19 protein-coding genes and 1 tRNA gene are annotated in these 26,307 nt (G+C 72.9%); 5 read left to right on the top strand and 15 right to left on the bottom strand.

Annotation, left to right across the window (positions count from 1 at the left end):
• Nucleotides 1-53: 53 nt before the first annotated feature.
• Nucleotides 54-1,532, top strand: a complete 1,479-nt coding sequence (locus ABD879_RS05720; RefSeq protein WP_345018119.1) for a DHA2 family efflux MFS transporter permease subunit — start codon at nucleotides 54-56, stop codon at nucleotides 1,530-1,532.
• 29 nt (nucleotides 1,533-1,561) lie between these two features.
• Nucleotides 1,562-2,308: a DUF427 domain-containing protein gene (locus tag ABD879_RS05725; protein WP_345018121.1), complete on the top strand. Its 747-nt coding sequence runs from the start codon at nucleotides 1,562-1,564 to the stop codon at nucleotides 2,306-2,308.
• 18 nt (nucleotides 2,309-2,326) lie between these two features.
• On the opposite strand, the gene ABD879_RS05730 is transcribed toward ABD879_RS05725, so the two are convergent.
• From ABD879_RS05730 to ABD879_RS05745, 4 genes are all read right to left on the bottom strand, one after another.
• On the bottom strand, nucleotides 2,327-3,166 hold the full coding sequence (locus ABD879_RS05730) for a PSP1 domain-containing protein (protein ID WP_345018192.1): 840 nt from the start codon (nucleotides 3,164-3,166) through the stop codon (nucleotides 2,327-2,329).
• A 163-nt stretch (nucleotides 3,167-3,329) separates the two neighbouring features.
• Nucleotides 3,330-4,346 carry a hypothetical protein gene (locus ABD879_RS05735; RefSeq protein ID WP_345018122.1) on the bottom strand — a complete coding sequence of 339 codons (1,017 nt, stop codon included), beginning with the start codon at nucleotides 4,344-4,346 and terminating at the stop codon, nucleotides 3,330-3,332.
• Between the two features lie 241 nt (nucleotides 4,347-4,587).
• A complete protein-coding gene (locus tag ABD879_RS05740; RefSeq protein WP_378272647.1) occupies nucleotides 4,588-5,448 on the bottom strand; it encodes a fructosamine kinase family protein in 861 nt (286 codons plus the stop codon).
• Nucleotides 5,449-5,450: 2 nt separating this feature from the next.
• Entirely contained in the window at nucleotides 5,451-5,939 is a 489-nt protein-coding gene (locus tag ABD879_RS05745) for a low molecular weight protein-tyrosine-phosphatase (RefSeq protein WP_345018123.1), read from the bottom strand.
• 130 nt (nucleotides 5,940-6,069) lie between these two features.
• On the opposite strand from ABD879_RS05745, the gene ABD879_RS05750 reads away from it, so the two are divergent.
• Nucleotides 6,070-6,603: a hypothetical protein gene (locus tag ABD879_RS05750; RefSeq protein WP_345018125.1), complete on the top strand. Its 534-nt coding sequence runs from the start codon at nucleotides 6,070-6,072 to the stop codon at nucleotides 6,601-6,603.
• Nucleotides 6,604-6,664: 61 nt separating this feature from the next.
• Here the strand turns inward: ABD879_RS05750 and ABD879_RS05755 are convergent, their stop codons facing one another.
• The 4 genes from ABD879_RS05755 to topA form a co-directional block, all read right to left on the bottom strand.
• Nucleotides 6,665-8,389, bottom strand: coding sequence for a S8 family serine peptidase (locus tag ABD879_RS05755; RefSeq protein ID WP_345018126.1), 1,725 nt, complete (start codon nucleotides 8,387-8,389; stop codon nucleotides 6,665-6,667).
• Nucleotides 8,390-8,561: 172 nt separating this feature from the next.
• On the bottom strand, nucleotides 8,562-9,740 hold the full coding sequence (locus ABD879_RS05760) for a DNA polymerase III subunit delta' (RefSeq protein ID WP_345018127.1): 1,179 nt from the start codon (nucleotides 9,738-9,740) through the stop codon (nucleotides 8,562-8,564).
• Between the two features lie 192 nt (nucleotides 9,741-9,932).
• Nucleotides 9,933-11,963 carry a dTMP kinase gene (gene tmk, locus ABD879_RS05765; RefSeq protein WP_345018129.1) on the bottom strand — a complete coding sequence of 677 codons (2,031 nt, stop codon included), beginning with the start codon at nucleotides 11,961-11,963 and terminating at the stop codon, nucleotides 9,933-9,935.
• Between the two features lie 135 nt (nucleotides 11,964-12,098).
• Entirely contained in the window at nucleotides 12,099-14,828 is a 2,730-nt protein-coding gene (gene topA / locus ABD879_RS05770) for a type I DNA topoisomerase (protein ID WP_425549620.1), read from the bottom strand.
• A 201-nt stretch (nucleotides 14,829-15,029) separates the two neighbouring features.
• Between topA and ABD879_RS05775 the strand changes: the two genes are divergently transcribed.
• Nucleotides 15,030-15,215 carry a DUF5703 family protein gene (locus ABD879_RS05775; RefSeq protein ID WP_285497280.1) on the top strand — a complete coding sequence of 62 codons (186 nt, stop codon included), beginning with the start codon at nucleotides 15,030-15,032 and terminating at the stop codon, nucleotides 15,213-15,215.
• Nucleotides 15,216-16,982: 1,767 nt separating this feature from the next.
• On the opposite strand, the gene ABD879_RS05780 is transcribed toward ABD879_RS05775, so the two are convergent.
• The 3 genes from ABD879_RS05780 to ABD879_RS05790 all read right to left on the bottom strand — a co-directional run bounded on the left by ABD879_RS05780 (nucleotide 16,983) and on the right by ABD879_RS05790 (nucleotide 21,576).
• Nucleotides 16,983-19,100 (bottom strand): chaplin family protein, encoded by a 2,118-nt coding sequence (locus ABD879_RS05780; RefSeq protein ID WP_345018132.1) that lies wholly within the window; start codon nucleotides 19,098-19,100, stop codon nucleotides 16,983-16,985.
• 309 nt (nucleotides 19,101-19,409) lie between these two features.
• On the bottom strand, nucleotides 19,410-20,159 hold the full coding sequence (locus ABD879_RS05785; RefSeq protein ID WP_345018133.1) for a hypothetical protein: 750 nt from the start codon (nucleotides 20,157-20,159) through the stop codon (nucleotides 19,410-19,412).
• A 106-nt stretch (nucleotides 20,160-20,265) separates the two neighbouring features.
• Nucleotides 20,266-21,576, bottom strand: coding sequence for a M20/M25/M40 family metallo-hydrolase (locus ABD879_RS05790; RefSeq protein ID WP_345018134.1), 1,311 nt, complete (start codon nucleotides 21,574-21,576; stop codon nucleotides 20,266-20,268).
• A gap of 116 nt (nucleotides 21,577-21,692) precedes the next feature.
• On the opposite strand from ABD879_RS05790, the gene ABD879_RS05795 reads away from it, so the two are divergent.
• Nucleotides 21,693-21,778 (top strand) — tRNA-Leu (locus ABD879_RS05795).
• Here the strand turns inward: ABD879_RS05795 and ABD879_RS05800 are convergent.
• The 4 genes from ABD879_RS05800 to ABD879_RS05815 all read right to left on the bottom strand — a co-directional run bounded on the left by ABD879_RS05800 (nucleotide 21,760) and on the right by ABD879_RS05815 (nucleotide 26,203).
• Nucleotides 21,760-23,418, bottom strand: coding sequence for a recombinase family protein (locus ABD879_RS05800; RefSeq protein WP_345018136.1), 1,659 nt, complete (start codon nucleotides 23,416-23,418; stop codon nucleotides 21,760-21,762). The two genes, ABD879_RS05795 and ABD879_RS05800, sit on opposite strands and share 19 nt — an antisense overlap.
• A complete protein-coding gene (locus ABD879_RS05805; RefSeq protein WP_345018138.1) occupies nucleotides 23,415-23,852 on the bottom strand; it encodes a hypothetical protein in 438 nt (145 codons plus the stop codon). The genes ABD879_RS05800 and ABD879_RS05805 overlap by 4 nt, the downstream gene beginning before the upstream one ends.
• Before the next feature lie 537 nt (nucleotides 23,853-24,389).
• A complete protein-coding gene (locus ABD879_RS05810) occupies nucleotides 24,390-25,274 on the bottom strand; it encodes a TRM11 family SAM-dependent methyltransferase (protein WP_345018140.1) in 885 nt (294 codons plus the stop codon).
• Nucleotides 25,271-26,203: a hypothetical protein gene (locus ABD879_RS05815; protein WP_345018142.1), complete on the bottom strand. Its 933-nt coding sequence runs from the start codon at nucleotides 26,201-26,203 to the stop codon at nucleotides 25,271-25,273. Before ABD879_RS05815 ends, ABD879_RS05810 begins: the two co-directional genes overlap by 4 nt.
• Nucleotides 26,204-26,307: the final 104 nt, after the last annotated feature.

Here is a 26,307-nt window from a genome sequence, read left to right on the forward strand (position 1 = left end):
CGTACGATGTATCGTCTCTGCCGATACACCGTACGGAAAGGAGGGCTGTGCACATGTCCACCATCGACGCCCGGTTGCGGCGGCTGGCGGTCGTCGTGCTGCTCGGGGCGATCATGACGGTGCTGGACACCACGATCGTCAACGTCGCCGTCACCGCCCTGGGCACCGACTTCGACGCCTCGCTGTCGGCCGTCCAGTGGGTGCTCACCGGGTACACGCTGGCGCTGTCCATGGCGATCCCGCTGACCGGATGGTCGGTGCGCCGGTTCGGCCAGCGCACCATGTGGCTGGTGTCGCTGGCGCTGTTCATCGGCGGGTCGCTGCTGTGCGGGCTGGCCTGGTCGGTGCCCGCGCTGGTCGCCTTCCGGGTGGTGCAGGGCGTCGGCGGCGGAATGCTGATGCCGGTCGGCCAGATGATGCTCGCCCGGGCGGCGGGGCCGGACCGCATGGGACGGGTGATGGCGATCGTGTCGGTGCCCGCGATGCTCGCGCCCGTGCTGGGGCCGGTGCTGGGCGGGCTGATCGTCGACCACCTGTCGTGGCGCTGGATGTTCTACGTCAACATCCCGTTCTGCGCGGTGGCGCTGGTGGCGGCGCTGCGGATGCTGCCCCGCGACACCGAACGCGACCCGAGCGCCCGGCTGGACGTGCCGGGCCTGGCGCTGCTGTCGCCCGGCCTGGCGCTGCTGGTGTACGGGCTGTCGGAGGCCGGTGACGGGGCGGGGCCGACCAGGTCGCTCGTCTTCGCCGGAGGCGGCGCCGTGCTGGTCGCCGCGTTCGCCGCACATGCCCTGCGCAAGGGCGACGGCGCGCTGGTCGACCTGCGGCCGCTGCGCTCCCGCGCGTTCACCGCGGCCACCGGCGGGCTGTTCCTCTACAGCGGCGCGGTGTTCGGGCTGATGGTGCTGATCCCGCTGCTCGCACAGGTGGCACGGCAGGAGACGCCGGTGCGGGCCGGTCTGCTGCTGGCCCCGCTCGGGCTGGGCGCGATGGTCACGATGCCGGTGGCGGGACGGCTGGCCGACCGGTACGGCGCCCGGTGGCCTGCGGCGGGCGGGATGCTGGTGGCGCTGTGCGGGATGCTGGGCCTGACCATGGCCGAGCCGGGCACGGGCGAGCTGCCGATCATGGCGGCGGTTCTGGTGGTCGGCATCGGGCACGGCGCCATCACCCCGCCGCTGATGGCGGCCGCCTACCAGGGGCTGCCGCGGGCGTCCGTCCCGGCGGCGACGACGGCCGCGAACATCCTGGTGCGCGTCGGCAGCGCGTTCGGCATGGCCGCGCTGACGGTGATCCTGCAGATGTCCCTGCAGGACGAGATCCCCGGGGCGCGCGGAACGCTGGAGGAGGTCGCCGCCCGGGCGTCCCGCCTGCCGGACGCGCCCGTGCTGCTCACCGACGCGTTCACGCACGCCCTGTGGTGGGCGCCGGCCATCGTGGCCGTGGCGCTGGTGCCGGTCGCGGCCCTTCCCCGTAGGAAGGGCGCCCCTCAGGCAAAGGTTGTCCCTGAAAGGCCCCCCGTCCGGAAATAGCGGTGGGACGGCGCCTGTTGCCGCGATACATGAGCAGCAGCAGGAGCCGTATCCGCGTCGAGCGGTCGGCCAAGCGCGTCAGGGCCTATCTCGGGGGGCAGGTCGTCGCCGACACAGTGCGGCCGGTGCTCGTCTGGGAGAGCCCCTACTACCCGACCTACTACATCCCGTTGGAGGACGTGCGGGCGGAGCTGGTGCCCGACGGGCCCGGCAGGCACTCGCCGAGCCGGGGGGACGCGACGGCGTTTACCGTGAAGGCCGACGGGGCGCAGGCTCCGGGGGCGGCGCTGCGCTACGAGCAGTCGCCCATCGAGGAGCTGCGCGACCTGGTCCGGCTCGACTGGGACGCGATGGACGCCTGGTTCGAGGAGGACGAGCAGGTCTTCGTCCACCCGCGCGACCCGTACCACCGCATCGACGTGCTGGCGAGCTCGCGGCACGTGCGCATCGAGGTGGACGGGGTGACCGTGGCCGAGTCGGGCAGCCCGCACCTGTTGTTCGAGACCGGGCTGCCCGTCCGCTACTACCTGCCGAAGACGCACGTGCGCATGGACCTGCTCGAACCGTCCGACACCGTCACCGGCTGCCCGTACAAGGGGGAGGCCGAGTACTGGTCGGTGCGCGTCGGCGACCGGGTGCACAAGGATCTGGCCTGGTCGTACCGCCGCCCGCTGCCGGAGAGCCAGAAGATCGCCGGGCTCGTCTGCTTCTACGACGAGAAGGTGGACGTGTTCGTCGACGGCGTCCGGCAGGAGAGGCCGAAGACCAAGTTCTGACGCCGTGTTCTGACGCCGTCAGTCCGCGGCCGCGTCGCCGGGCGGAGTGCCGTAGGCGGCGTCGTACTGGCGCCGCGGGGAGCAGACGGAGGCGGACGGGCACGAGCAGCGGCCGCCGCCGTTGAGGCGGACGGTCACGGTGTCGGACGGCACATTGCGTCCCACCACCTGGCCGGGGCCCTCGGGCGTGTCGACGCGTTCGCCGAGCCGGGGCATCCGCTGGTGCGCCTGCACGTACAGCGGGTGCTCGTACTTCAGGCAGCACATCAGGCGCCCGCACGCCCCCGCGATGCGCAGCGGGTTGACGGGCAGGTCCTGGTCCTTGGCCATGCGGACCGACACCGGCTCGAAGTCCTTGAGGAACGTGGCGCAGCACAGGTCGCGGCCGCACGGCCCGATGCCGCCCTGCAGCCGGGCCTCGTCGCGGGGGCCCACCTGCCGCAGCTCCACCCGGGCGCGGATGTTGCGGGCCAGGTCGCGCACCAGGGCGCGGAAGTCCACCCGGTGCGGCGCCGAGAAGTAGATCTTGAAGATGTTGTCGGCGTCCAGGTAGTCGACGCCGATCACCTTCATGGGCAGCCCGTGCTTGCGGATCAGCCGCTTGGCGATCGCACGGCCTTCGGCGCGGCGGCGGCGGTTGGCCTCGTCGCGGGCCAGGTGCTCGTCGGTGGCGAGACCGGCGCACACCGGCAGCCCCTCGATGTCCTCGGACACCCACTGCGGCGCCCACACGCACTCGGCGACCTCGGGGCCCGCGTCGGTCGGGACGAGCACCTTGTCGCCGACCTTGGGAGAGTGCGGGCCGGGGTCGAGGTAATAGAGCCGTCCGTAACGGGTGAAGCTGACGGCCATCACCATGCCCACGGTCTGCTCCGTTCGCCCGGTTCCGTGGGACCAACACTACGTGGTCCGGGCTTTCCCCGGTATGGACGGATTGGCGGGGCGACCGTGCGGTCGCCCCGCCGTCCGCGTCAGCGCGCCGCCGGTGTTCCGGACGACCGCATCACCGCGTCATCACCGATCACCAGGCGACGTCGATGAGGTCGGCGCCCCGCAGGGGCGGCGCGCCGTCGGCGTAGAGCCGTCCGTCGGCGCCGAAGGCCAGCAGGTGCTTGCCGGTGTGGTCGCGGACGATCCGCACGAGGCGGGACGTCGCCCCGCTCTGCTTCCACAGCACCTTGCCGGGCTGCCTGTTCTGGACCGTGTACGTCTGCAGCGACAGCTGCCCGCGGGCGGTGAGGCCCGCCACGACCGTGCGGCCGTCGCGGCTGCTCAGCGCGGCCCCCGTACCGGAGGGCAGCTTCAGCACCGGTGTGCTGGCGCGCAGATCCCCGGACCGGCCCGCGGTGTTCAGGGCGCGCATCTGCGCGGCGGCCTTCGTGGCGCCCGGGCGCGCCGGGGTGTACAGGAAGTTCAGGGTGTCGCCCGCCCACGACAGGCTCGCCACGCGCGCGGGCGAGGACGTCCGCCACATCTTGCGCTGCCCCGTCTTGGCGGACACGACCTGCACCTGGGGCGTCATGCCCTGGTAGGTGACGTAGGCGATGCGGTCGCCGTCCGGGTGCACCGCCATCTCCGACCACGCGGCCGACACCCCGGGCACGACCGCGCGCGGGATGTCCGCGAGCCCCTCGGGACGGCCTTCCTTGTCCAGGGCGAGCCGCTGGAAGGTGATCCTGCGCGAGGCGTACGAGGCGACGACGTACTCCCCCTCGCCGCTCGACGCGATCCGCTGGAACCGCCGTCCGGGCGGCGCCGCCACGGGCACCCCGACCGTGCCTCCGGTGCGCAGGTCCCGCACCACCAGCGCGGTGCCGTCGCGCTGCACCCCCACGAAGCGGCGCGGCTCGGTGCTCTGGCGCTCGGCGGCCGGCTTGGCGGCGCGCTCCCCGTCGTCGGCGTTCTGGTGCGCGTGCACCAGGTCGACGAAGCCGGCGATCCCGAAGGCGATCATCGTGGCGACACCGACCGGCACCATGCTCCGCCAGACGCCGCGCACCCGGGGTCCGGCACCCGCCTGCTTGTGCTTGCCGTCCATCGGGGAAGCCCAGCCACCTCTCCGCGTTCCCGGGGATTAACGGACCCGTCGTTTCTATCTCATCTGCCGCATACGGAATGCCATGATTGCGGAGTTACTCGGAAGACGCTAACGAGTCCGGCATGTCGGCCGTATCGCCGGGCGCGTTCCGGCCGGGTACGCCGCCCCGCGTCCCCCCGCGCGGCCCCGCACCGTCCAGCAGCGTAAGTCTTCCGATCTCCGCGGGGAACGCCGCATCCGGTCAGGACGCCGCGGCCAACGCGGCGCGGGCGGCTTCGACCGTCCGCGCCCGGTAGGAGGCGCCGAACAAGGCGACGTGGACGAGCAGCGGATGCAGCTGGTGCAGCGCGACCCGCCGCCGCCACCCGTCGGCGAGCGGCGCCGCCTCGTCGTAGGCCGCCAGGACGCGCTCCAGATGCGGGGCGCCGAACAGCGCGAGCATGGCCAGGTCGGTCTCGCGGTGGCCGCCGTGCGCGGCCGGGTCGATCACCAGGGCGCGGCCGCCCGTCCACAGCACGTTGCCGGACCACAGGTCGCCGTGGAGGCGGCTCGGCGGCTCCGGCGGCCCGGCCAGTTCCTCGATCCGGTCGATGACCCGTTCCACGAGCCGCACGTCGGAGGCCGACAGGTGCGGACGGGCCCGGCGCAGGAACGGCGCCAGGCGCCGCTCGGCGTACCAGCGCGGCCAGCCGCCGCCGTCGAGGGTGTTGTCCAGCGGCAGGTCGGCGATGTAGCCGTCCCAGGGCGCCCCGTAGGCCGTCGGCGCGGACGCGGTGTGCAGGGCGGCCAGGTCGCGTCCGAAACGCTCGGCGGCCCGCGGCGCGGGCGGCTCGGCGGGCAGCCACGGCAGGACGAGCGTGCGCTCGTCGGCGGCCAGCACCTCCGGGACGGGCGCGTGCGGGCCCGCCTCGGCCAGCCAGCGCAGCCCCGCCGCCTCGGCCGCGAAGAACCCGCCGTCCGCGGCCGCGGCCTTGACGAACACCTCGCGGCCGTCGGCCAGCGACATGCGGTGCAGCGTCCACGAGTGGCTCGTGCCGAGGTCGCCGACGTGCTCCACGCGCACGCCGAGCAGGCCGGCGACGTGCTCGCGCGGCGCCGCCACGGTCACGCCTCCCGGGCGAGGGACAGCTCGGCGCGCACGTGGTCCAGCAGTCCGGGCATCGCGGCCTCGACGAGCTTCAGCACGCGCTCGAAGTCGTCCTGTCCGCCGTAGTAGGGGTCGGGCACGTCCAGGTCGTCCCCGGCGTCGGGGTCGAACTCGCGCAGCAGCCTGACCCGCCCGCGCGCCGCGTCGTCGGGGGCCATGGCCCGCAGGTCCCGCAGATGCCCCTCGTCCAGCGCGAGGATCAGGTCGTACCTGTCGAACCACTCCGGCTCGAACTGCCGCGCGACGTGCGCCGACCGGTACCCGGCCCGCCGCAGCGCGCGCACCGTGCGGGGGTCGGCGTCCTCTCCCACATGCCACGGGCCGGTGCCCGAGCTGTCGACCTCGACGTCGAGGCCCTCCTCCTCGACGTGGTGCCGGAACACCCACTCGGCCATGGGCGAACGGCAGATGTTCCCCGTGCAGACGAACGTGACGCGGTAGGACATGCCCCCCATCCTGCCCGACCGCCCCGCCTCCCCCTCCACGCGCTCGCCCACCTCCGCCCCCGCGAATATTACTCTGCGCATCTGGACAGTGACCTATGGTGACGTGCAGGGTCTCTCACGGGAGGTAACCATGCAGAAGACCAAGATGGCGCTCGGCCTGACGATCGTCACGGCGCTGGGCCTGGGGCTCGCCCAGCCGTCCACGGCCTCCACGGCGTCCACCGCGGCGGCCGGGACGACCGCCGCGACCGCCGGGCAGGCACCCGCCGCGGCCGCACCGCCCGCCGCCCAGGCCGCCGCGAACTGTACCGGCCGCCTCATCCACCGGTGGCCGCTGCGCCTCGCCAACACCAAGATCGGCGAGCTGGTGCTCTACTGGGACGGCAGCAGGAAGACCAACTGCGCGCGCATGGACCACGCCGGCCCGACCCGCGGCGTGCGGCTGCGCACGGCCGTCTGGCTCGCGGCGTGCCGTGAACGGCGCGGCACCACGTGCACCCCCGTCGCCGGCTCCCCGAAGGCCGACGACGGCGTCTACGCCTCCTACGCCGGCCCCGTCACGGTGCGGGGGGCGGGCCGATGCGTCCACGCGGCCGGGGACATCTACTACCGGGGCGCCAAGCGCCACATCGACAGCAGCCCCTGGCTGACCCACTGCAACTAGCAGCCGGCAGCGTGGCCCCCGGCGGGACGCCCCGCCGGGGGCCACGTTCACTCGGCCCGGGTCAGCGCGTGACGGCGCGCTTGGCGTCGACGATGCCGTACCCGTAGAAGCCGTTGCGGCTCTTGCCGCCCTCGCACGTGTGCGTGGCGACGACCTTCTGGTACGAGCCGTCGGCCTGCTTCACGTACCGGGTGTAGGTGTACGACCCGCCCGCCGGGCAGGCGGTCTCGGTCGCGGTGCCGGTCAGGACGGACCGCACGGCGTCCGGGGCCATGGTCAGGCCGCCGTGGACGCGGTCCCGCTTGCCGTACTTGCTGACGATCAGCGCGGCGACCCCGGCCACGTGCGGCGAGGCCATCGAGGTGCCCTGGATCGACTGGTAGTAGGCGCAGGTGCCGCCCTTGCAGTCGCGGATCACCCGCGGGGTGTTGGGCGTGCCGTCGGCGTTGAGCTCGCCGCGCTCGCGCGCGATGGACTCGGGGTAGGCGGCCCAGATGCCCGCCTTGTCGTCGAGCTTGCCGTCGGCCGTGTCGTACTTGTCGCCGCCCGGCGCGGCCACCTGGACGTAGCCGTTGCCGAAGCTGGAGTAGTACGCCTTGCGCTTGCTGATCCCGGTCGAGGAGACGGGGATGACGTGGTCGCCCTCGCCCGGCAGCGACAGGCAGCTCGGCGGGATCGTCCGCTCGTAGGGCTGCTCGCCGGGCTCGGACGCGAAGTTCGGGCTGCTGGTGTCGACGTTGGTCTTGGTGTAGTCGATCGCCTCGTTGCCCGCGGCGGCGACCAGCGTGACGCCGTGCCGGTGCGCGAAGTTCAGCGCCCGGTTGACCGCCTTGATGACGGTGCGCTGCTCGGCCTGGTCCTCAGGCGAGTCGGCCGGGTTCGACGGGCAGTAGAACAGCCACGGGTCGACGTAGAAGCTCATGTTGACCACGTCGATGCCGTTCTTGCCGGCGTAGGTCAGCGCGTCGACCGTCGGCTGCAGGAAGAAGTAGCCCGAGTCCTGCCCCGCGCGCAGGTTGACCAGCTGCACGTTCGGCGCGACGCCCGCCATGCCCAGGCCGTTGCGCGGCGAGGCGATGGTGGACGCCACGTGCGTGCCGTGCTCGTTCTCGTCCACGTCGGCCGGATCGTTGCAGGACTTGTCCGGCTCGTCCTCGCACGGCCCGTCGACCTCCTCGCCGTTGGCGTCGGTGGGGATGTCGACGGTGAAGTTGCGGCTGAGCGCCCGGTTGAAGTTGGGCTTGATGTCGGGGTGGTTCCCGTCGATGCCGGTGTCGATGACGCCGACGAGCACGCCCCGGTCGCCCGGCTCGGTCTTGTACGAGCCGTCGGCCGTGGCGCGGATCTGCTTCATGTCCCACTGCAGGTCCGCCAGCGGCTCGCCCTTCTTGGCGCGCTTGACGGCGGTCGTGCCGCTGGTCTGGCCGCGCCCCTCCTGCTCCACGGCGAACCGCTTGGCGGCCTTGGCGACCTTGGGGGCGTGCCCGATCACGCGGTTGGAGGCGGCGCCCTCCAGAGCGCCCTGCCGGGCGGCCGCGGCGGCGAAGCCGGCGTTGGTGGTGCGGACGGTGGCCAGTCCGACGTCGGCGTTCTCACTGACGATCGTGCCTCCGGCCGCCTCCACGGCGGCGCGGGCCTTGCTGAGGGAGACCCCCTCCTTGTAAAGGACGACGTATTCCGACGCCTTCCCCTGGGTCTCGGGTTGGGCCGGTACCGCCGACGCTGGCAGCGCGAGCGCCGTCGATGTGACGACGGCGCAGGCGGCGGTGATCACGACGCGCCGCAAGGCAACCTCCTGGCGAATGGGGTTCTTGGCCCCGGTAGGCAGTTGATGGCCAGGAGAAGCTACGCGTGCGCCTGTTGAGAGTCCGGTACGGCTTAGTAACGAAACGGGACATGTACTGTTATCCCGGCCGCACCCGGAGCCCGCATCGCGCGGGCGCGTCCGGGAGGCGCGGTCAGCCGGTGCGCAGGGCCAGGGTCAGCGCCTCGACGGCCAGCTGCGGATTGACGTTGGCGTCCAGCCGCCGCCGGCACTCCATGATCGCGTCCAGGCGGCGGATGGTGTCCTCGGGCCTGCCCTCCGCCGCGGCCGTGCGCAGCTCCGCGGCGATGTCGGCGTTGACCAGCTCGCCGCCCGCGCCCAGCTGCAGGACCAGCACGTCCCGGTAGTAGTACGCCAGGTCCAGCAGCGCCCGGTCGAGGGCGTCCCGCTTGACCCGGGTGGCGCGGGACTTCTGCCGGTCCTCCAGCTCCTTGAGCGCCCCCGCGGTGCCGCGCGGCATGCGCCCCTTGGCGCTCTCGCCCAGCGCCTGCCGCAGCGCCGCCGTCTCGCTCTCGTTCAGCCGCTCGGTGGTGGCCTTCGCCTCCTCCTCGGCCGCCTTGACCAGCGCCTCGGCCGCCGCCACCGCGGGCGCCACCGACGTCAGCCGGCGCGGCACGGCCAGCACCTGCTCCCGGCGCCGCCGGGCCTGCTCGTCGGTGGCCAGCCGCCGGGCCCGCTCGATGTGCCCCTGGGCCGCCCGCGCCGCCGCCTCCGCCGTCTCCGGGTCGATGCCGTCCCGCCGCACCAGCATGTCGGCGACGGCCGCGACCGGCGGGGTGCGCAGGGTGACCAGACGGCACCGCGACCGGATCGTCATCACCAGGTCCTCGGGGGACGGCGCGCACAGCAGCCACACCGTCCGCGGCGGCGGCTCCTCGATCGCCTTCAGCAGGGCGTTGGCGGCCGCCTCGGTGGCCCGGTCGGCGTCCTCGAACAGCACGATCTGCCAGCGTCCGCCGCTGGGCGAGGACGAGGCGCGCAGCACCAGCTCACGGGTCTCGCGTACGCCGTACGACAGCCCGGACGGACGCACCACCTCCACGTCGGCGTGCGTGCCCTGCAGCACCTGGTGGCAGGACGCGCAGTGCCCGCAGCCGCGCGGCGTCTCCGAGCACTGCAGGGCCGCGGCGAACGCCCGCGCCGCGGCGGAACGGCCCGCCCCCGGCGGCCCAGTGAACAGCCAGGCGTGCGCCATCTTGCCCGGGCCGCCGCCCGCGTCGCCCGCCGCCCGCCCCGCCGCCGACGCCTCGACGGCCGACCGCAGCTGCGCGACGACCGGGTCCTGCCCCACCAGGTCATCCCACACGCTCACGCCCTGCTCCCCCGCTCACTTCCAGGGCGCCGAGGAGGCATCGCCTTCCCTCCTCGCCCGTCCCTCGCTCGTCAGTCCAGGCAACGCCGCACCCCTCCGGCTCGCTCAACCCTGCTTGCCCGCTCACCTCCAGGGCGCCGAGGAGGCGCCGCCTTCCCTCCTCGCCCGTCAAGGCTACGGCCCAGCAGAAGATCAGATGTCGGTGATCGCGGGGAAGGTGCTGGTGATCTCCTCGGTGCCCGCCGGAACGGGGTCGGGGAGGATCTCCCGGATGCGGTCCTGCACCAGGCGGCTGATCTCGTTCTGCGGCAGGCTCGCGTCCACCACCAGGTAGCGGCCGGGGTCGGCGTCGGCGAGCGCGCGGAACCCCTCGCGCACCCGCTCGTGGAACTCGCGCGGCTCGGACTCCATCCGGTCGGCCGGGGACGCCAGCCGCCCCAGGCCCGTGTCCGGCGGCACCTCCAGCAGGACGGTCAGGTCCGGCACCAGCCCCTCGGTCGCCCACGCGTTCACCCGGGCGATCTCGTCGACCGGCTGGCGGCGCCCGTACCCCTGGTAGGCCAGGGACGAGTCGACGTACCGGTCGCTGACCACGATCGCGCCGCGCTCCAGCGCCGGCCGGATCACGTTGGCGACGTGGTCGGCGCGATCGGCCGCGTACAGCAGCGTCTCGGCCCGCGCCGACAGCCCGGTGTTCTGCTTGTCCAGCAGCATCGCCCGCAGCCGCATGCCGATCTTGGTGGCGCCCGGCTCGTGCGTGGTGACCACGTCGTAGCCGTGGTCGCGCAGCCAGATCGCCGCCAGCCGGGCCTGGGTGGTCTTGCCCGCGCCCTCGCCGCCCTCGAAGGCGATGAACACGCCCCGGTTGCGCGGCGCGGCCGCCCGCTCGGCGCCCCGGCTCGGCGGCGTGTAGACCTCGCCGCGCAGGGCGGCCAGCAGGTCCGGCAGCAGCGGGATGCCGCGCCGGTCGTCCAGCCGCCGGTAGGCCAGCACCCCGGCCAGCAGGGCGGGGACGGCGGCGATCAGCAGCGCCGCGCCCGTCCCGGCCAGCTCGTAGGACCCGATCGCGTTGTCGCCCAGCGCCGCGGCCAGCGGCGGGAGCACCGCGACCGCCACCAGCCCGGTGACCAGCGCCACGGCCCGCAGCCGGGCCGGCGCGGCGGCCTGCTCGTCGGTCGGCTCCCCGGCCAGGCCGGCGGCGGTGGACCACGCCATTCCGGCGGCGACGCTCATGAACGAGGTCACGAACACCACGACCACCAGGTCCCGCACCAGCGCGACCACGATCAGCAGCAGCGCGGCGGCCACCACCGCCAGGCCGAGCAGCCGGGCGCGGCTGAACGGGCCCAGCACGCGCGGCCCCAGGAAGATCCCGGCCGCCAGCCCGACCGTCAGGCCGATGAGGACCGAGCCGAACCCGGCGGCGCCGCCGCCCATCTCGCGGGCGTGCCCGACGGCGACCGCGGCGATCGCGGCGGTCGTCAGCGCGGCCGCCGCGGCCGCCAGGAACAGCCCGCGCGGCGCGGCGCCGCCGCCCACCACCAGCAGCAGCGGCCACGGCGCGGTGCCCGGCGCCCCGCTCCCGCGCAGGTCGCGCAGCAGGGCGACGGACGCCGCCGCGCCCAGGAACACCACGGCGGTCGCGTACAGCGGAAGGTCGGCCAGGTCGGCGGCGCGTGCGATCAGCGCCAGCACGGTGAACAGCACGGCGGCGACCGGCGCGGCGCCGAAGGCGGCGCGCAGCACGGCCCGGCGCGCCCGCCCCCGCAGCTCGTCATCCTGCCGGTCGGCGCCGATCAGCGCCGGGACGGCCGCGTCCGGCACCGCCGTCCACGGCAGCGCCAGCAGCGCCACCAGGAACGCCGCGACCACCGTCCACGGCGCGGCCCCCACCAGCGGCACCGACAGCACCAGCGCGAACCGCAGCGCGTCCGCCGCCGTGAGCAGCACCCGCGCGTCCAGCCGCGCCGCGGCCGTCCCCGCCAGCGGCGCCAGAAGCACCGCGGGCAGCGCCATCACGGCCAGGACCAGCCCGGCCGACCGGGCCTGGGCGGCGGGCCCGCCGTCGGCCGCGGCGGCGGCCGACGCGGCCAGCGCCGGAACGCTCAGCCACAGGCCGAGGCCGGACAACGACACGGCGAGCCACAACCGGCGGAACGGCTTGCTCGACCACACACCGGTGGGCTCGGCGGCATGCGGCGGGAGGGCGCCCGTTCTGGTCATGTTGGTCAGCGTATCGGCGCCGCAATCACGGTGGGGGAACCTCCCGGCAGCGACTCGGCAGCGATTCGAAGGCGCTTTCCGCACCGGCCCCCCGGCCACCGGCGGACACCACGGCGCGCGCCCGCACCGCCACGCTCAGGAGCCGGACTTGGCGGACGCGCGGCGCCGGGTGGTCGTCTTCGCCGCCTTCTTGGCGCCCGTCTTCTTCTTCGCCCCGCCGGACGCGGCGACCTTCTCGCGGCGCTCGGCCAGCAGCTCCGCCGCCCGCTGGATCGTGATCGACTGCGGGTCGTCGCCCTGCCGCAGGCTCGCGTTGGTCTCGCCGTCGGTGACGTACGGCCCGTACCGGCCCTTCTTCACCACGACCTTCTTGCCGCTGCCCGGGTCCTCGCCCAGCTCGCGCAGCGGCTCGGCGGACGCCGCGGCGCGGCCCCTGCCGCGCTGCTTGGGCTGGGCGAACAGCTCCTTGGCCTGCTCCAGCGTGACGGTGAACAGCTCCTCCTCCGAGCCGAGCGACCGGCTCTCGGAGCCCTTGCGCAGGTACGGGCCGTACCGGCCGTTCTGCGCGGTGACCGTCTCACCGTCCAGCTCGCCCACCACCCGCGGCAGCGACAGCAGCCGCAGCGCGTCCTCCAGCGTGATCGTGTCCAGGCTCATCGACCGGAACAGCGACGCGGTGCGCGGCTTGGGCGCGTCGGACTTCTTGGTGCGCTTCTTCTTCTCGCCCTCGGCCGGGGCCGGCTCCTCCGGCAGCACCTCGGTGACGTACGGCCCGTACCGCCCGCTCTTGGCGACGATCGTGTGCCCCGTCTCCGGGTCCACCCCCAGCTCGCGGTCGCTGCTGGGCTGGGCGAACAGCTCCTCGGCCTTCTCGGCGGTCAGCTCGTCGGGCGCCATGTCCTCGGGGATGTTGACGCGCTCGCCGTCGCGGTCCAGGTACGGCCCGTACCGGCCGACCCGCACCACGATGTCGCTGCCCTTGATCGGGAACGAGCTGATGCCCTTGGCGTCGATGTCGTCGATGTGCTCGACCAGCGACTTGAGGCCCTGGTCGCCGTTCTCGCCCTTGTAGAAGCGGCTCAGCCAGCGCACCCGCTCGGCCTCGCCCCGGGCGATCTCGTCGAGGCCGTCCTCCATGTGCGCGGTGAAGTCGTAGTCGACCAGGTTGCCGAAGTGCCGCTCCAGCAGGTTGACCACGGCGAACGCCAGGAACGACGGCACCAGCGCCGTGCCCTTCTTGAACACGTAGCCGCGGTCCAGGATCGTCCCGATGATCGAGGCGTAGGTGGACGGCCGCCCGATCTCCCGGTCCTCCAGCTCCTTGACCAGGCTGGCCTCGGTGTAGCGGGCGGGCGGGCGCGTCGAGTGCCCCTCGGCGGCGACCGAACGCGCCGACAGCGCGTCGCCCCGCTCCAGCGTCGGCAGCCGCCGCTCCTGGTCGTCGCGGTCGGTGGACGGGTCGTCGGCGCTCTCCACATACGCCTTCAGGAACCCGTGGAACGTGATCGTCTTGCCGGTCGCGCCGAACTCGGCCGTCTCGCCCGCCGAGGACACGCCCGTGACCCGCACCGACACGGACTGGCCCTGCGCGTCCTTCATCTGGGACGCGATCGTGCGCTTCCAGATCAGCTCGTACAGCCGGAACTGGTCGCCGGTCAGGCCCGTCTCGGCCGGGGTGCGGAACACGTCCCCCGCCGGCCGGATCGCCTCGTGCGCCTCCTGGGCGTTCTTGACCTTGCTGCTGTAGACGCGCGGCTTGTCGGGCACGTACTGGCTGCCGAACAGCGTGGCCGCCTGCCGCCGCGCCGCCGTGATCGCGGTCTCCGACAGCGTGATCGAGTCGGTCCGCATGTAGGTGATGTAGCCGTTCTCGTACAGCTTCTGCGCCACCGACATCGTGTACTTGGCGGAGAATCCCAGCTTGCGGCTGGCCTCCTGCTGCAGCGTGGTGGTGCGGAACGGCGGGTACGGCTTGCGCGTGTACGGCTTCTGCTCGACCGACGTGACCTGGTAGGGACGGCCCGCCAGCCGCTCGGCCAGGCCGCGCGCCGCCTCCTCGTCCAGGTGCAGCACGCCCTTGGTCTTCAGGGTGCCGTCGGCGGCGAAGTCGCGGCCCTGCGCCACGCGCTTGCCGTCCACGGAGATGATCCCGGCCTTGAACCGGCGCGGCTCCTCGTCCCGGCCGGTGTCGAACTCGCCGGTGATGTCCCAGTAGTGGGCCGGGACGAACGCGATGCGCTCCCGCTCCCGCTCGACCACCAGCCGGGTCGCCACGGACTGCACCCGCCCGGCCGACAGGCCCTGCTTGACCTTCACCCACAGCACCGGGCTGACCTCGTAGCCGTACAGCCGGTCCAGGATGCGCCGGGTCTCCTGCGCGTCCACCAGCCGCAGGTCGAGGCTGCGCGGGTTGGCGGCGGCGCGGCGGATCGCCTCGGCGGTGATCTCGTTGAAGACCATCCGGTGCACCGGCACCTTGGGCTTGAGGACCTCCTGCAGGTGCCAGGCGATGGCCTCCCCCTCGCGGTCCTCGTCGGTGGCCAGGAAGAGCTCGTCGGCCTCCTTCAGCAGCTTCTTGAGCTTGGCGACCTGCTGCTTCTTGTCGGAGTTGACCACATACAGCGGGCGGAAGTCGCTCTCGACGTCCACGCCGAGCTTGGCCCACGGCTTGTCCTTGTACTCCGGCGGCACCTCGGAGGCGCTTCCGGGAAGATCCCGGATGTGGCCGATACTGGACTCCACGACGTAGCCACGGCCGAGGTACCCGGCGATCGTCTTCGCCTTCGCCGGCGACTCGACGATCACCAGACGGGTACCGCTCCCCCCGCCCTGACCACGCTTCGCAGTGCCGTTCTTGGCTGGCACAGTCGCTCCAACCTCGCTGTCTGGTCTCGTTAACCCGGGTACCTACAACGTTGCACGACCCGAGGTTCATGCCCGTGGGTCCCCGCCGTGGCAAACCTCCGACAGGATGACACGTCGGGGCGCAAGCCGGGACACACGCCCTTCGCGACGGTCCGCGGCGGCGTCTGTTCTCCCGCCGTTCACCGGGTCATAATGGTGGCAATGGTGGAGTACACCTACCTCGTTCTGCAGCTGCCGCGCGGCACCACACGTGACGTCGCCCGGCAGATCATGACCGAGCACGCGGAGTACGGCGGCTGGGAACTCGACCGTTTGCGCCTCTACCCAGACGGAAGCCGCCGAATCCAACTACGTCGGAAGATCATCCGTCAGACCCGTACGTTCTGACGTCACCCCGCCCCCTGTCCCGCCGGAGGGTAGCACGACGTGCGGGATCCCTAACGTCCGGTAACCACATTCGGCCAGGGGCCGTCCCCGCACCTCCGATACGGACACAAGCCTGCATATTTCCCTGCGGCAGCCTGCTGTCGCATACGCCTTTTTGCCCCCTTCTTGACCTTTCCAATCTTCCAAAACCACCCGACCTAGCCTTTCAGCCACACTTCCCCCACCCCCGCCACCACACAGCGCCGTCAGGCCCCACCCACACAGTTACAGCGATCAGCGCCTCCACGCGTCCCGACCACGCAGAACAGCCACGGCCCCGCGTCCCTCGACCCCTTCCTTCAACGGAACGCACGGTGACCTCTGCCACGGAAGCGCCCTGTACCGCCCCGACCGGTGGCCCCGTCCGTCGTGCCCCATGCAGCAGCCGCTCGGGGACGTGTCCCGGGGGGATCATGGTGAAGCCGCAGCACTGCGGTGATCACGGCCCGGTAGTGCGCGCTCGGCCGTGGCGGGTGCGTCACTCGAACCGGTCGGCGACGTTGCGGCATCGGCGGGACGGTCGCATCGCAGACGGGCGGGCGGCCGCCGCCCCGGCCCGCTCCCACCGGCGGTGCCACGGAGCCGCGCAGGCAGCGGACGACCCGGCTGCCACGACCGCCGAACGGGGCCCGGAAGAAGCCGAACACCACATTGACGCGGCGCCATCCGTTCGGCAGGTCCCAGAAGAGCTGGCCGTCGGAGGCGAAGACGCGGTGCGGCCGGTACTGGAGCATGCCGACCTGCCTGCGGCCAGGCAGGCGACGGCGCGCCAGAGCAGCGCCCACGGGGGGCTGCCGCACTCACCGCATCCGCTCGCACGCCCGATGCGCGGCCGGGTACCCGCTCCGACGGCGGCGAGCATCCCCGCCGACCGGGACGTCAGGTGGCCGAGGCGGGGACGGGACCAGGACCGGTGAATCTCGGTATTCGGCCTGATCGACAGGACCGAGAAGGGCGAGGCCGAAGGGCTGCACCAACGCTTCGGCACGACGCAGGCGCTGCGCGGCCTGGCCCTGACCGCCCCGGCGGACACGGTGTGCGGGGTGCTCAGCCCTTGGGTCGGCCGTAGCGCCGCCGCGTCCCAGCCGTAGACGACGAGGACGTCACCGCACTGCTGCGGATCCGCCGGACACTCCCTGAGCCCTGTCCGGGGGATCATGGTGGATCCGGAGCGGCGCGGAGGCCAGGGGCCTGCGGCCCGGTGGTGACGGGGCGGGCCTGGTGTGGCGGGTGGCGGTGCCGCGCCTCACTTCGGGCCGGTTGAGACGGCGTTCGTCCGCGTTGCGCTGCCGACGATGGCCGGAGGCGGGCGGCCGCCGCCCGCCTCCGCGGCGGGCCCGGCCTGTTGATCGGCCGCCGATAGCGGCGGCGATGGCGCGGGGCCGCAGCGGGGAGGCGACCGCCCCCGATTGCCGACCCGCTCACACTCGAGATCAACCGCAGCCGACTGCGCGGCTCCGTGGCACCGCCGCTGTGTGCGAGCGGGCTGGGCGGCGGCCATCCGTCTCCGATGCGACCACCCCGCCGACGCCGTCATCGACCGGCTCGCGTGACGACGCGGTAGCGCCACCCGCCATGCCGAGCGCGCATACCAAACCATGATGACCGCACTGCTGCGGCTTCACCGGACATGCCCTGGGGGCGGGCGCGCAGGCGACCGGGCCGGGTGATCCGCCAGTCCATGGGGTGGACGGCGGTCGCCCCGGCCCGGCCGGCTCGGCGGCTCGGTCAGCCGCGGTGCGTGCGGAAGCGGCGGGTCAGCGACAGCACGCCGGACATCGCCGCGAGCACGGCCACCGCACCGACCGTCCACCAGCCCTTGGCGGAGCCGTCGGACAGGGCCGTCTCGGCGGACACCGGCTTGATCGCCGCGGTCTTGAGCACCGCGTCCCCGGCGCCCGCCGCGTCACGGCCGACCTTGCCGGCCACGTCGGTCACCTTGGGCGCGCCGATGACACCGGTCGCCGACGGCTTGGGCAGCTTGACGGCGCCCGCCCCGGGGACCTGCGGTCCGGTGTGCTTGTCAGCGTGCGACTGCAGCCGGGACTGCGCCGGCGTCACCGACGTGGTGGGCAGGGACACCGGGGCCGCCTGCGACAGCTTGAGACCCGGCACCGGGGAGCCCGTCAGGGGCAGCTCCGGCTGGTACGACTGGCGCGCCGCCTTGGACGGCTTCTTCGTGTCGGACGGGCCGTGCCGGTGGATGAGCGGCACCCGCTTCGGGTCGACGGGCGGCTTGCCGGTCCCCTTGCTGATCACGGGCAGGGTGTCCGGCCCGAGCGACACCGGCGCCGGGACGCCTCCGCCCGGCGCGACCCGCGCGTCCGGCCGCTGCACGGCCGGCAGCTTTCCGGCGGGCAGCTTGACGGCGGACAGCTTGGGCACGTCCACCGGCAGCACCGCCGTGGGCCCGTACCCGGCCGTCCCGTAGCCCGGGGTGAGGAGGGAGAGCGGGGGCAGGGTGGACGGTGTCACCGGAACCGTCGAACCGCTGTCGGTGTGCAGGCCGGTGCCGACCGGGGCCGGCAGGGTGCGGACAGGGGCGGTGGTCAGCGCCTTCTTCCCAGCGGCGACCGGCGAGATGTCGAGGAGGTTGCCGGGCACCTGGACGGGCAGGCGGTCGCCGCCGCGGGGGCCGTACCCGTACGGGTCGTCCTGGCAGACGGGTTCGGAGTGACCGAGGACGGCGGCCGCGTTGCCGCACACCTCGGCGGGGACCTTCGCGGGCGTGTTGACCTGGTTGCCGCCTCCGGCGGAGCCGTTCCCGGAGGTGTTGCCGCCCGCGCCGTGCGGGCTGGTGACGGCGGCGGTGCCGTCGCAGGCGGCGGCCGCGACCCCCACGAGCGCGGCGGCGTTGCCGCACGCGTTGGCCGGGACGCTGACCGGCGCGTTGGCCTGGTTCCCGGTGCCGACGCCGCCCGCACCCGAGGTGTTCTGCCCGGTGCCGCCGCCGTTGCGCGCGTGCGCCCCGCCGTTGCAGAACGCGCCGGTGTGCCCGACGAGCGCCACGGCGTCGCCGCAGATGCTCACCGGGGCGGCCACGGGCGCGTTGGCCTGGTTGCCCGACAGCACCGCCACCGCGCCGGACGTGGCCTGCCCGCCGTATCCGGAACCGCCGTCGCGGACCGACGCGCCGCCCTTGCAGCTGGCCAGCGCGTTGCCGACCGCGTTGCCGCAGGCGTTGACCGGGACGCTGATCGGGGCGTTCACCTGGTTGCCGGCCCCGACGCCGCCCGCACCGGAGGTGCTCTGCCCGGTGCCGCCGCTTCCGTTGGCCGTCGTGGCGCCGCCCTCGCAGCTACCCTGGGCCGCGCCCAGCACGGCCACCGAGTTGCCGCAGGCGCTGATCGGCGCCGAGACGGGCGCGTTGACCTGGTTGCCGCCGAGGACGCTGGACTTGCCGGAGGTCTTCTGGCGGGAGCCGGAGGTGCCGCCCGCGGCGGTGGCGCCGCCCGCGCAGGACGCCTGCGCGGTCCCGACAATCGCCACGGCGTTGCCGCAGACGTTGACCGGCGCGGAGATCGGGGCGTTGACCTGGTTGCCGCCGCCGACGCTGGACTTGCCGGACGTCGCCTGTCCGGAGCCGGTGCCGCCGGTGCCGCCGCCGGTGCGCGCGCCCCCGTTGGACGAGGCGGCCGAGTTGCCCGCCACGGCGACGGCGTTGCCGCTCACGTCGATCGGCGCGGAGATGGGGGCGTTGACCTGGTTGCCGCCGAGGACGCTGGACGCGCCGCTGGTGGTGTCGGCGAGGGCGGCGCCGGGCAGCACGGGCCCGGCGCCGAGCGCGACGAAGCCCGCGGTGAGCAGCACGGCCCGGGCGGCGGTGCCTTTGGACAGCGTTCGCATAATGCTCCGTTCGGGGAGATGACTCGGGTTGATGGATGAGGCGAGATCCGCCGACGCCGCACCGGTCGCGCGTGACGTCCGTCCGGCGTCGCGGCCTCCCGGGTACGGCCCGCCGGACGACGTCGCGGACGCCGACGCCATGTCGGATCTCGGTGGGGTGACGTGCCTACGCCAACCGGTCGCGGGCACCGCGCCTTTGCGCGCACCGCGTCATGAACCGGGGGCACGTCCCGGCCCGTCCGTCCAGCCCGGGTCTCGTCGCCTCACGGGCACGAGACGGCCGGACGCGGACCGGAGCCTGAGAAGTGATCAGTCAGGTGAGAAGAACGACTCGTCCACGGCCGTGCGGACGGCGACGGGGATCGAGCGGGGCGCGCGCAACGGCGCCCAGTGCGACGGCGGCGCGGGCCAGGACCAGCGGCCGAGGTGGCCACCGAGTGCCCCGCCGCCGGACGGAACCGGCCCGGCGGTGCCGGACAGCGTCCCGCCCTCGTGGTCGGGGACGGGAGCCGACGGCGCCGGATCGGCGGGATCCGCGGCGCGCCGGATCTCGGCGCTCGGCCGCACCGCGCCGCCCCGCGGCGCGACCTTCACACCGCGCACGACGCCCGCCTTCCGCTTCGCTTTCGGCGCGGCCGAACGAGCAGCCGTTTCGGTACGGCCCGTGCTCGCCCGCTCCGGCGCGGACACCGGACGGGGCGGTTCGACTTCGATCGTCTTGCCGAGCTCCGGCGGGGATGCGGTGTCACCGGCCGGCGGGATCTCGACGGGCGGCTCGTCGGCGACCGGCGGCCGGGGCTTGGCGACCGCGCTCGCCTTCCTGACGTGCTCGGACACCGCCGCGGCCATGTCGCGGACGGCGCCGCGCAGCCGCGGCGCCTCTCCGCCGGACAGCACCGGGGCGGTGTCGGCGTGCGCCGCGTGCGGGGCCAGGCCGCCGAGCAGCCACCCGGCGACCACCAACCCCGTCACCACGAGCAGACGGCGCATCCCCCGGCTGAGGACGACACGGCGCAGCCGGACGGCGACCGTCCGCTGCCACACCGGGCCGTACGCCACTGCGGTCCTCCTCAAACCGGGGTCACGAGCACGTCAGCTCACGGCCAGTGACACTAGCACCACGCCACGCGCCCGCGCCGGAATTCGGAGCATCCGCCAAGGAATCTCAGGCGTGATCAAGGAAATGGTCAAGGACGCGCACGCCGAAGCGCAGCCCGTCCACCGGCACCCTTTCGTCCACCCCGTGGAACATTCCGGAAAAATCCAGATCCGGAGGAAGGCGCAGCGGCGCGAATCCGAAGCAGCGCATGCCCAGCCGGGCGAACGACTTGGCGTCCGTGCCGCCGCTCAGGCAGTACGGAACGGGCAGCGCCCCGGGGTCCTCCGAGGTCAGGGCGTTCTCCATGGCCGCCACCAGGGCGCCCTCGTAGGCGGTCTCCAGCGCCTGGTCGTGGTATACGAAATCGCGCTCGACGTCCGGTCCGAGCAATTCGTCCACGGTGGCGAAGAACTCGTCCTCGTACCCGGGCAGGAACCGCCCGTCGACCTCGGCCGTCGCCTTCTGCGGAATCACATTCGTCTTGTAGCCGGCGTCCAGCCGCGTCGGGTTCAGCGTGTTGCGCAGCGTCGCCCCGATCATCCGGGCCAGCGGGCCGATCTTCTCCAGGCTCTGCTCCGGCCGCTCCGGGTCGAACTCCACCCCGTACGCCAGGCACGCCCGCTCCAGGAACGCCCGCACGGTGTCGGTCAGCCGGATCGGGAACTCGTGCGACCCGAGCCGCCCGACCGCCTGAGCCAGCGCCGTCACCGCGTTGTCGGGATGCACCATCGACCCGTGCCCGGCCGTCCCCTTGGCGGTCAGCCGCATCCAGGCGATGCCCTTCTCGGCCGTCTCGATCAGGTACATCCGCCGGTCGCCCGGCACGGTCAGGCTGAACCCGCCGACCTCCCCGACCGCCTCGGTGCACCCCTCGAACAGCTCGGGGTGCTCCTTGACCAGCCACTGGGCACCCCACTTGCCGCCCGCCTCCTCGTCGGCGGTGAACGCCAGCACCAGATCCCGCTTCGGCCGGCGCCCCTCCCGGAGCCGCTGCCGGACGACCGCCAGGATCATCGCGTCCATGTCCTTCATGTCGACGGCGCCGCGACCCCACACGCATCCGTCCGCGATCTCCCCGCCGAACGGGTCGCGCGTCCAGTCCTCCTTCTGCGCGGGCACGACGTCGAGATGCCCGTGCAGCAGCAGCGCGTCCCGCCCGGGATCCTCGCCCTCGACCCGCACGACGACGCTGGCCCGCTTCGGATGCGACTCCAGCAGCCGCGGCTCCAGCCCCACCTCGGCCAGCAGCTCCGCGACGTACTCCGCCGCCGCCCGCTCTCCGGGCCCCGAGTGGTCCCCGGGATTGCTCGTGTCGATCCGGATCAGCTCCTGGCAGAGCCGGACGACCTCGTCCTCCGCGGTCGGCTGAACAGCCACAGTGATCACCTTCGCACCTGGGGTCCCGTACCCGACCATGGTGCCGCGCGATCGACTTCGCCGCGAGTCGGGACCTTTGGTATCGTGAACGCGCCGCGGCGATGTACCGCGCGCATGTCCGGGTGGCGGAATAGGCAGACGCGCTAGCTTGAGGTGCTAGTGCCCTTCACGGGGCATGGGGGTTCAAGTCCCCCCTCGGACACGCACTGACCGCACATGTGGAGGCTCCGGGATGATCCGGGCCTCCACTAGCTGCTTTTGGGGATGGTAGGTCATGCGCAGGCCGATCTCCTTGTAGAGGTCGGCCTTGTCGGCCGGGTCGGCGCTGGTGACCTGCCGGGCGAGGCCTCCCACGTGCTCGATCATTTCTTCGATGTGCTCGCGTGGGATGCGCTCATCGCGTGGGGTGGCCTGCAGCCGGGCCTGTAGGCGGGCGCGTTCCTGCTGGACGGTGTTGATCCAGCCGGTGACCTCGACGGGGTCGGCGCCGGCGTCGAGGGCGGCCCGGTACTGCTTGAGCTTGCGGTCACAGGCCGCCAGCTGTGTCTTCAGTTCCTCCGCCGCCGTCTGGGCGGGATCGATGAGCTGGGCGGCCATGGCGTCGATGACGGCGTTCAGGCGGGTGGGGGCGAACATGGTGGCCAGCCAGGCGTCCACGTGCTCGGCGATCTCGGCCTCGCGCAGGTAGACGACCTTGGGGTGGTCGATGTCGTTGGTGCGGGCGTACTGCTGAGGGAACCGGCACCGGTAGTAGGCCTGCCGGTTGTTCCAGTTGCCCTGCATCCGCCGGTCGCAGTACCCGCAGAACAGGCAGCCCCGGAAGGCGTAGGGCCGGTTCGTGCGGTGCGGCCTCTTGGAGTAGATGCCACCTGCCCGCACGGCCAGGATCTGCTGGGCGCGCTCAAAGTCCTCGGTCGAGACCAGTTCGTCGTGGACCTTGCGCTCGGACCAGATCCACTTGGCGCGGTCGTTCCAGCGCATCTTGGTCGTGTAGCCGAGCGCGACGTCCTCGACGTCCAGCAGGACCTCGTCCTTGCGCTGCTTGTTCCATACCTGGCGGCCGGTGTAGCGCGGGTTGGTGATGATGGTCCGCACCGCCGACTTCGACCACGCCAGCCCACTGCGATGCGGGTTGCGCGCCGGGTCGCTGGCCGACGGAGACGGGATGCCCTGGCGGGTGAGGTCTTCGGCGATGTCGAAGACGCCCCGGCCGCTGATGAACTGAGCGAAGATCCACCGCACCACCAGCGAGGTGACCGGGTCGGCCTCCAGTCTGCGCAGGCGTTTGCCATCGGCGGCCTTGGCCGGGTTGGGGTGGGGTCCGGCGTCTGCGAGCCGGTAGCCGTAGGGCGGGCGTCCGCCGAGGAAGCGGCCCTCGGTGGCGGTGATGGCGGCCATGGCGGACCGGACCCGGATCTTGATGCGGTTGCGTTCACCCTTTGACAGGCCGCCGAACACGCCCATGATCATGTCGTGGGCCTCGTTGGCCGGATCGATCGGCCCGCCCACCTCCGGCACCCACAGCGGCACCTTGAAGTGCTCGAACAGCGGGAAGGTCAGGGAGTACTGGTTGCCGTAGAAGGCCCGGTGCGGCTCCCCGATCACCACCGCATCGAAGTCTCGCCGTGGGTTCTTCAGCGCTTCGATCAGCGCGGAGGCGTGCGGGCGCCGCGCCCACGGGATCGAACGGGACTTGTCGACGTCGAAGAACTCGGCGACGATCTCACCCCCGCGCCCCTCGATCAGCGCATGGGCGCGGCGGAGTTGCCAGGCGCGGGAGGCTTCGGGGTCCTGGTTGTCCTCGGTGGACACCCGGCCGTAGAACGCGAAACGCATGCTCATTTCTCTCCCTCCTGCTCGTCGTCGGGCGCTGCGCCGATCACGGGTCCGTGGGTGCCTGCGAGTCGTTGGGGCGGCTCGAAGACGGGCATCCACAGGGGGATGCGGAAGAGCGGGAAGTCGGGGTCGAACAGGGCGTGGGCCTCCTGGTGCGACAGCCCGAACACCACCGCGTGGAAGGTGTGCTCGCCCCGCTTGAGCATGTCGATCAACGCGCACGCCTGCGCGCAGTCCGACCAGTGGACCGACGGTGCGGTGTCGATGTCGAAGAACGTGGCCACGATGTCTCCGCCGCAGGGCTTGAGCAGCGTCCAGGCCCTGCCGAGTTGCCGTGGGTAGGACGGGCCGTTGAACGCCTGCCGTCCGTAGAACGCGAACCGCGTCCCTGGCTGCTTGGACCTCTTCAGTCGTTCTTCGGCGGGTGGCCGGTGTTGCATGATTCGCTCCCTCGCTCGTCGTGTGGTCTTGATGCCTGGGCGGTGGCTTTGAGCAGGATTCGCAGCAGCACCCCGGCCGTACCGGGGGTGAGCCGTGGCGGCTCGTCCGGCACGGCCAGGCGCAGCTTCCTGCCCTGGCCGGTCACCGCTCCCCCGCAGGGCAGGCGGTGCCCGGCCGCCGCCGGGCCGGCCGATCCCGTTTGGCGATCGGGACGTCCGGTCGGCGGCCCCCATATGCACGCTCGCCTCGGTGCCCAAGGTCCAGTCCGCGCACTTGACGGCCCTGCTGCGGCGCCACGGTGACGGGCGGGGCGATGAGCTGAGGGCGGCCGGCGGGGGTGGTCAGGTGCCAGGAGGTCCCGCAGCGGTAGGCGCGCAGCCTGACCCCGGGTGCGGCGAGGCGGGCCGCCTGGCGTGCTTCGCGGCGGGACGGGTAGCGGGCCCGGCCGCATCTCGCGCACGTTCCGAGCTGGAGCCAGGCCAGCAGTTCCGCGGCCCTGTCCGCCCCGTTGCGTTGTTCTCGGCGGTGCCGGGGCGTCACGACATGCTCCCCGGCAGATCACGGACGGGTTGGAAGACGAGGAGGTCTTCGTGGGCGGTGACGCAGGCGGGCAGTCCTCGCTCACGTACCCGGCGGGTTTCGAGCATCTGGAAGAACGAGGCCCGGGTGACCAGCCCACCGTTGCGCAGCCCGCACAGCAGCGCGGCGAAGCGGCCGGTCAGGACGAGCCCGGCCTGCTCGGCGGTCTCGATCAGACGACCGGGCAGGTCGATCAGCTCGCCCTTGACGCGGATCGGGCGGACCGTGACGGCCAGTACACCGCCCGGCCGCAGCAGTTCGGCGCTGCCGCCCAGGATGCGGCCGACCCCGTGCAGGAGCCCGTCCAGGTGGTGGTGGGCGAGGTTGCCGCGGTCGTGGGAGTAGCGGTGATCCCACTTGAGGAGCTTCCCGCCGCCGTTGTCGCGGCCCGAGCGCACCTGGCCGTGGGTGTGGGAACCGTACGGCGGTGAGGTCAGCACCAGCGCCACCCGTCCCCGTAGCCCGGACAGGGCGGTGGTGACGGTGTGGGCGTCCCCGCACACCACCTCCGCCGTCCCGGTCGCGCCCTGCCTCTGGGCGTGGCGGACGTTGTCGGCGGCCATCTGCGCGAAGTGGCGTTCGTACTCCATGCCGGTGGCGTTGCGGCCGAGATGGATCGCCTCGACCAGCGTGGTGCCGATCCCGCACATCGGATCGAGCACGCAGTCCCCGGGCCGGGTGCAGGCGGAGATCACCTGGGCGGCGATGGCCGGCAGCATCTTGCCCGGATGCCGCATCGACTCCGGCAGGTAACGACCCTTGCGCTGAACGCGAGACGGCCGCTGCCCCGTCGCCCACACCGATGCCAGCGCCTTGTCCATGGAGCCCTGCTCGTGGTTCATCGGTCACCGTCCCGGCCAGGGTGGCCGGCGGGCTTGGTGAACAGGCACACATCGGCGTGCACCCGGGCCACCGGCGGCAACGCCCGCGACCGTACATCCCGCAGTTGGGCGAGCCCGCGCGGGTCGGTCTGGACGACGAGCGTGTCCCCTTCGACGGGCACGCGGACGGCGATGATGTGTTGCACGTAGCGGAACCGCAGCCCGGCCGCCTCACCGATGATGCGCGGTGCGGCATCCACGAGCCGTCCGTGCTCGTGGCGGGCGGTGGTGATGACGGCCAGACGCCCGCCCGGCCGCAGCACCTGCCAGGCCGCCGCCATGAACGACCGGAAACGCTCCTGGCTGTTCATCCAGAACCCGGTCCGGCACACAGGGCACCGGTCCCCGGCGCAAGCCCTGCGCGTTTGACCGTCGTGCTGGTACGGCGGTGGCGCCGCGATGACCAGCTCCACCTGGCCGAGATGGTCGGCCAGCCCACGGGCCATCTGGTCGGGCCGGCACGGCCGCATCGCAGCCAGAGCCGCCACCTCGTGAGGCACGGTGGCGTCGAGACGGGCACGGATGCGCCGGGCGAGCGGGAAGTCCGGCACGCAGGCCACCGCCCGCCGACCCAGACCGGCAGCCGCCGCAAGCGTCGCCTCGCTCGTGGTGTAGGCCTCGGCGACCAGATCGCCCTCCCGCGTGCAGGCGGTGATCAGATGCCGAGCCAGTTGGTGGCCCACGGTCCGGCGATGCAGCGGGCAGTACTCGTCCTCCGTGGTGTCGGCGCCGCCTCCACCGTGATTCGGGTTGTTGGCCGTCTCGGCCGTGGCGCTGGTGTCCGAGCACAGCCACACGGTCAACGGCAATAGCCGCCGCATCATGGCTCCGGCAGCCGAGCCGTGCCGACCGGCGTCGGAAGCTCCCGAATTGGAAGATTCGTTGTTCATTCACCAGATGACCCAAGACGGCCACCCGGTCCCCATGCCCACATGAAGCACCACCGAAGGCTGCTGCCTTGGAAACAGTCCCGGCAGAGTTCCCGCAAGCCTGT

Origin of the sequence: Actinomadura keratinilytica (assembly GCF_039539665.1) — a bacterium.
Classification (GTDB): Bacteria; Actinomycetota; Actinomycetes; order Streptosporangiales; family Streptosporangiaceae; genus Spirillospora; species Spirillospora keratinilytica.

Excerpts from the sequence above, each read along its gene's own strand:
- ABD879_RS05720 (WP_345018119.1), top strand. The coding sequence starts at position 54 with ATGTCCACCATCGACGCCCGGTTGCGGCGGCTGGCGGTCGTCGTGCTG.
- ABD879_RS05725 (WP_345018121.1), top strand. The coding sequence starts at position 1,562 with ATGAGCAGCAGCAGGAGCCGTATCCGCGTCGAGCGGTCGGCCAAGCGC.
- ABD879_RS05730 (WP_345018192.1), bottom strand. The coding sequence starts at position 3,166 with ATGGTGATGGCCGTCAGCTTCACCCGTTACGGACGGCTCTATTACCTC.
- ABD879_RS05735 (WP_345018122.1), bottom strand. The coding sequence starts at position 4,346 with ATGGACGGCAAGCACAAGCAGGCGGGTGCCGGACCCCGGGTGCGCGGC.
- ABD879_RS05745 (WP_345018123.1), bottom strand. The coding sequence starts at position 5,939 with ATGTCCTACCGCGTCACGTTCGTCTGCACGGGGAACATCTGCCGTTCG.
- ABD879_RS05750 (WP_345018125.1), top strand. The coding sequence starts at position 6,070 with ATGCAGAAGACCAAGATGGCGCTCGGCCTGACGATCGTCACGGCGCTG.
- tmk (WP_345018129.1), bottom strand. The coding sequence starts at position 11,963 with ATGACCAGAACGGGCGCCCTCCCGCCGCATGCCGCCGAGCCCACCGGT.
- ABD879_RS05775 (WP_285497280.1), top strand. The coding sequence starts at position 15,030 with ATGGTGGAGTACACCTACCTCGTTCTGCAGCTGCCGCGCGGCACCACA.
- ABD879_RS05780 (WP_345018132.1), bottom strand. The coding sequence starts at position 19,100 with ATGCGAACGCTGTCCAAAGGCACCGCCGCCCGGGCCGTGCTGCTCACC.
- ABD879_RS05800 (WP_345018136.1), bottom strand. The coding sequence starts at position 23,418 with ATGAGCATGCGTTTCGCGTTCTACGGCCGGGTGTCCACCGAGGACAAC.
- ABD879_RS05805 (WP_345018138.1), bottom strand. The coding sequence starts at position 23,852 with ATGCAACACCGGCCACCCGCCGAAGAACGACTGAAGAGGTCCAAGCAG.
- ABD879_RS05810 (WP_345018140.1), bottom strand. The coding sequence starts at position 25,274 with ATGAACCACGAGCAGGGCTCCATGGACAAGGCGCTGGCATCGGTGTGG.
- ABD879_RS05815 (WP_345018142.1), bottom strand. The coding sequence starts at position 26,203 with ATGAACAACGAATCTTCCAATTCGGGAGCTTCCGACGCCGGTCGGCAC.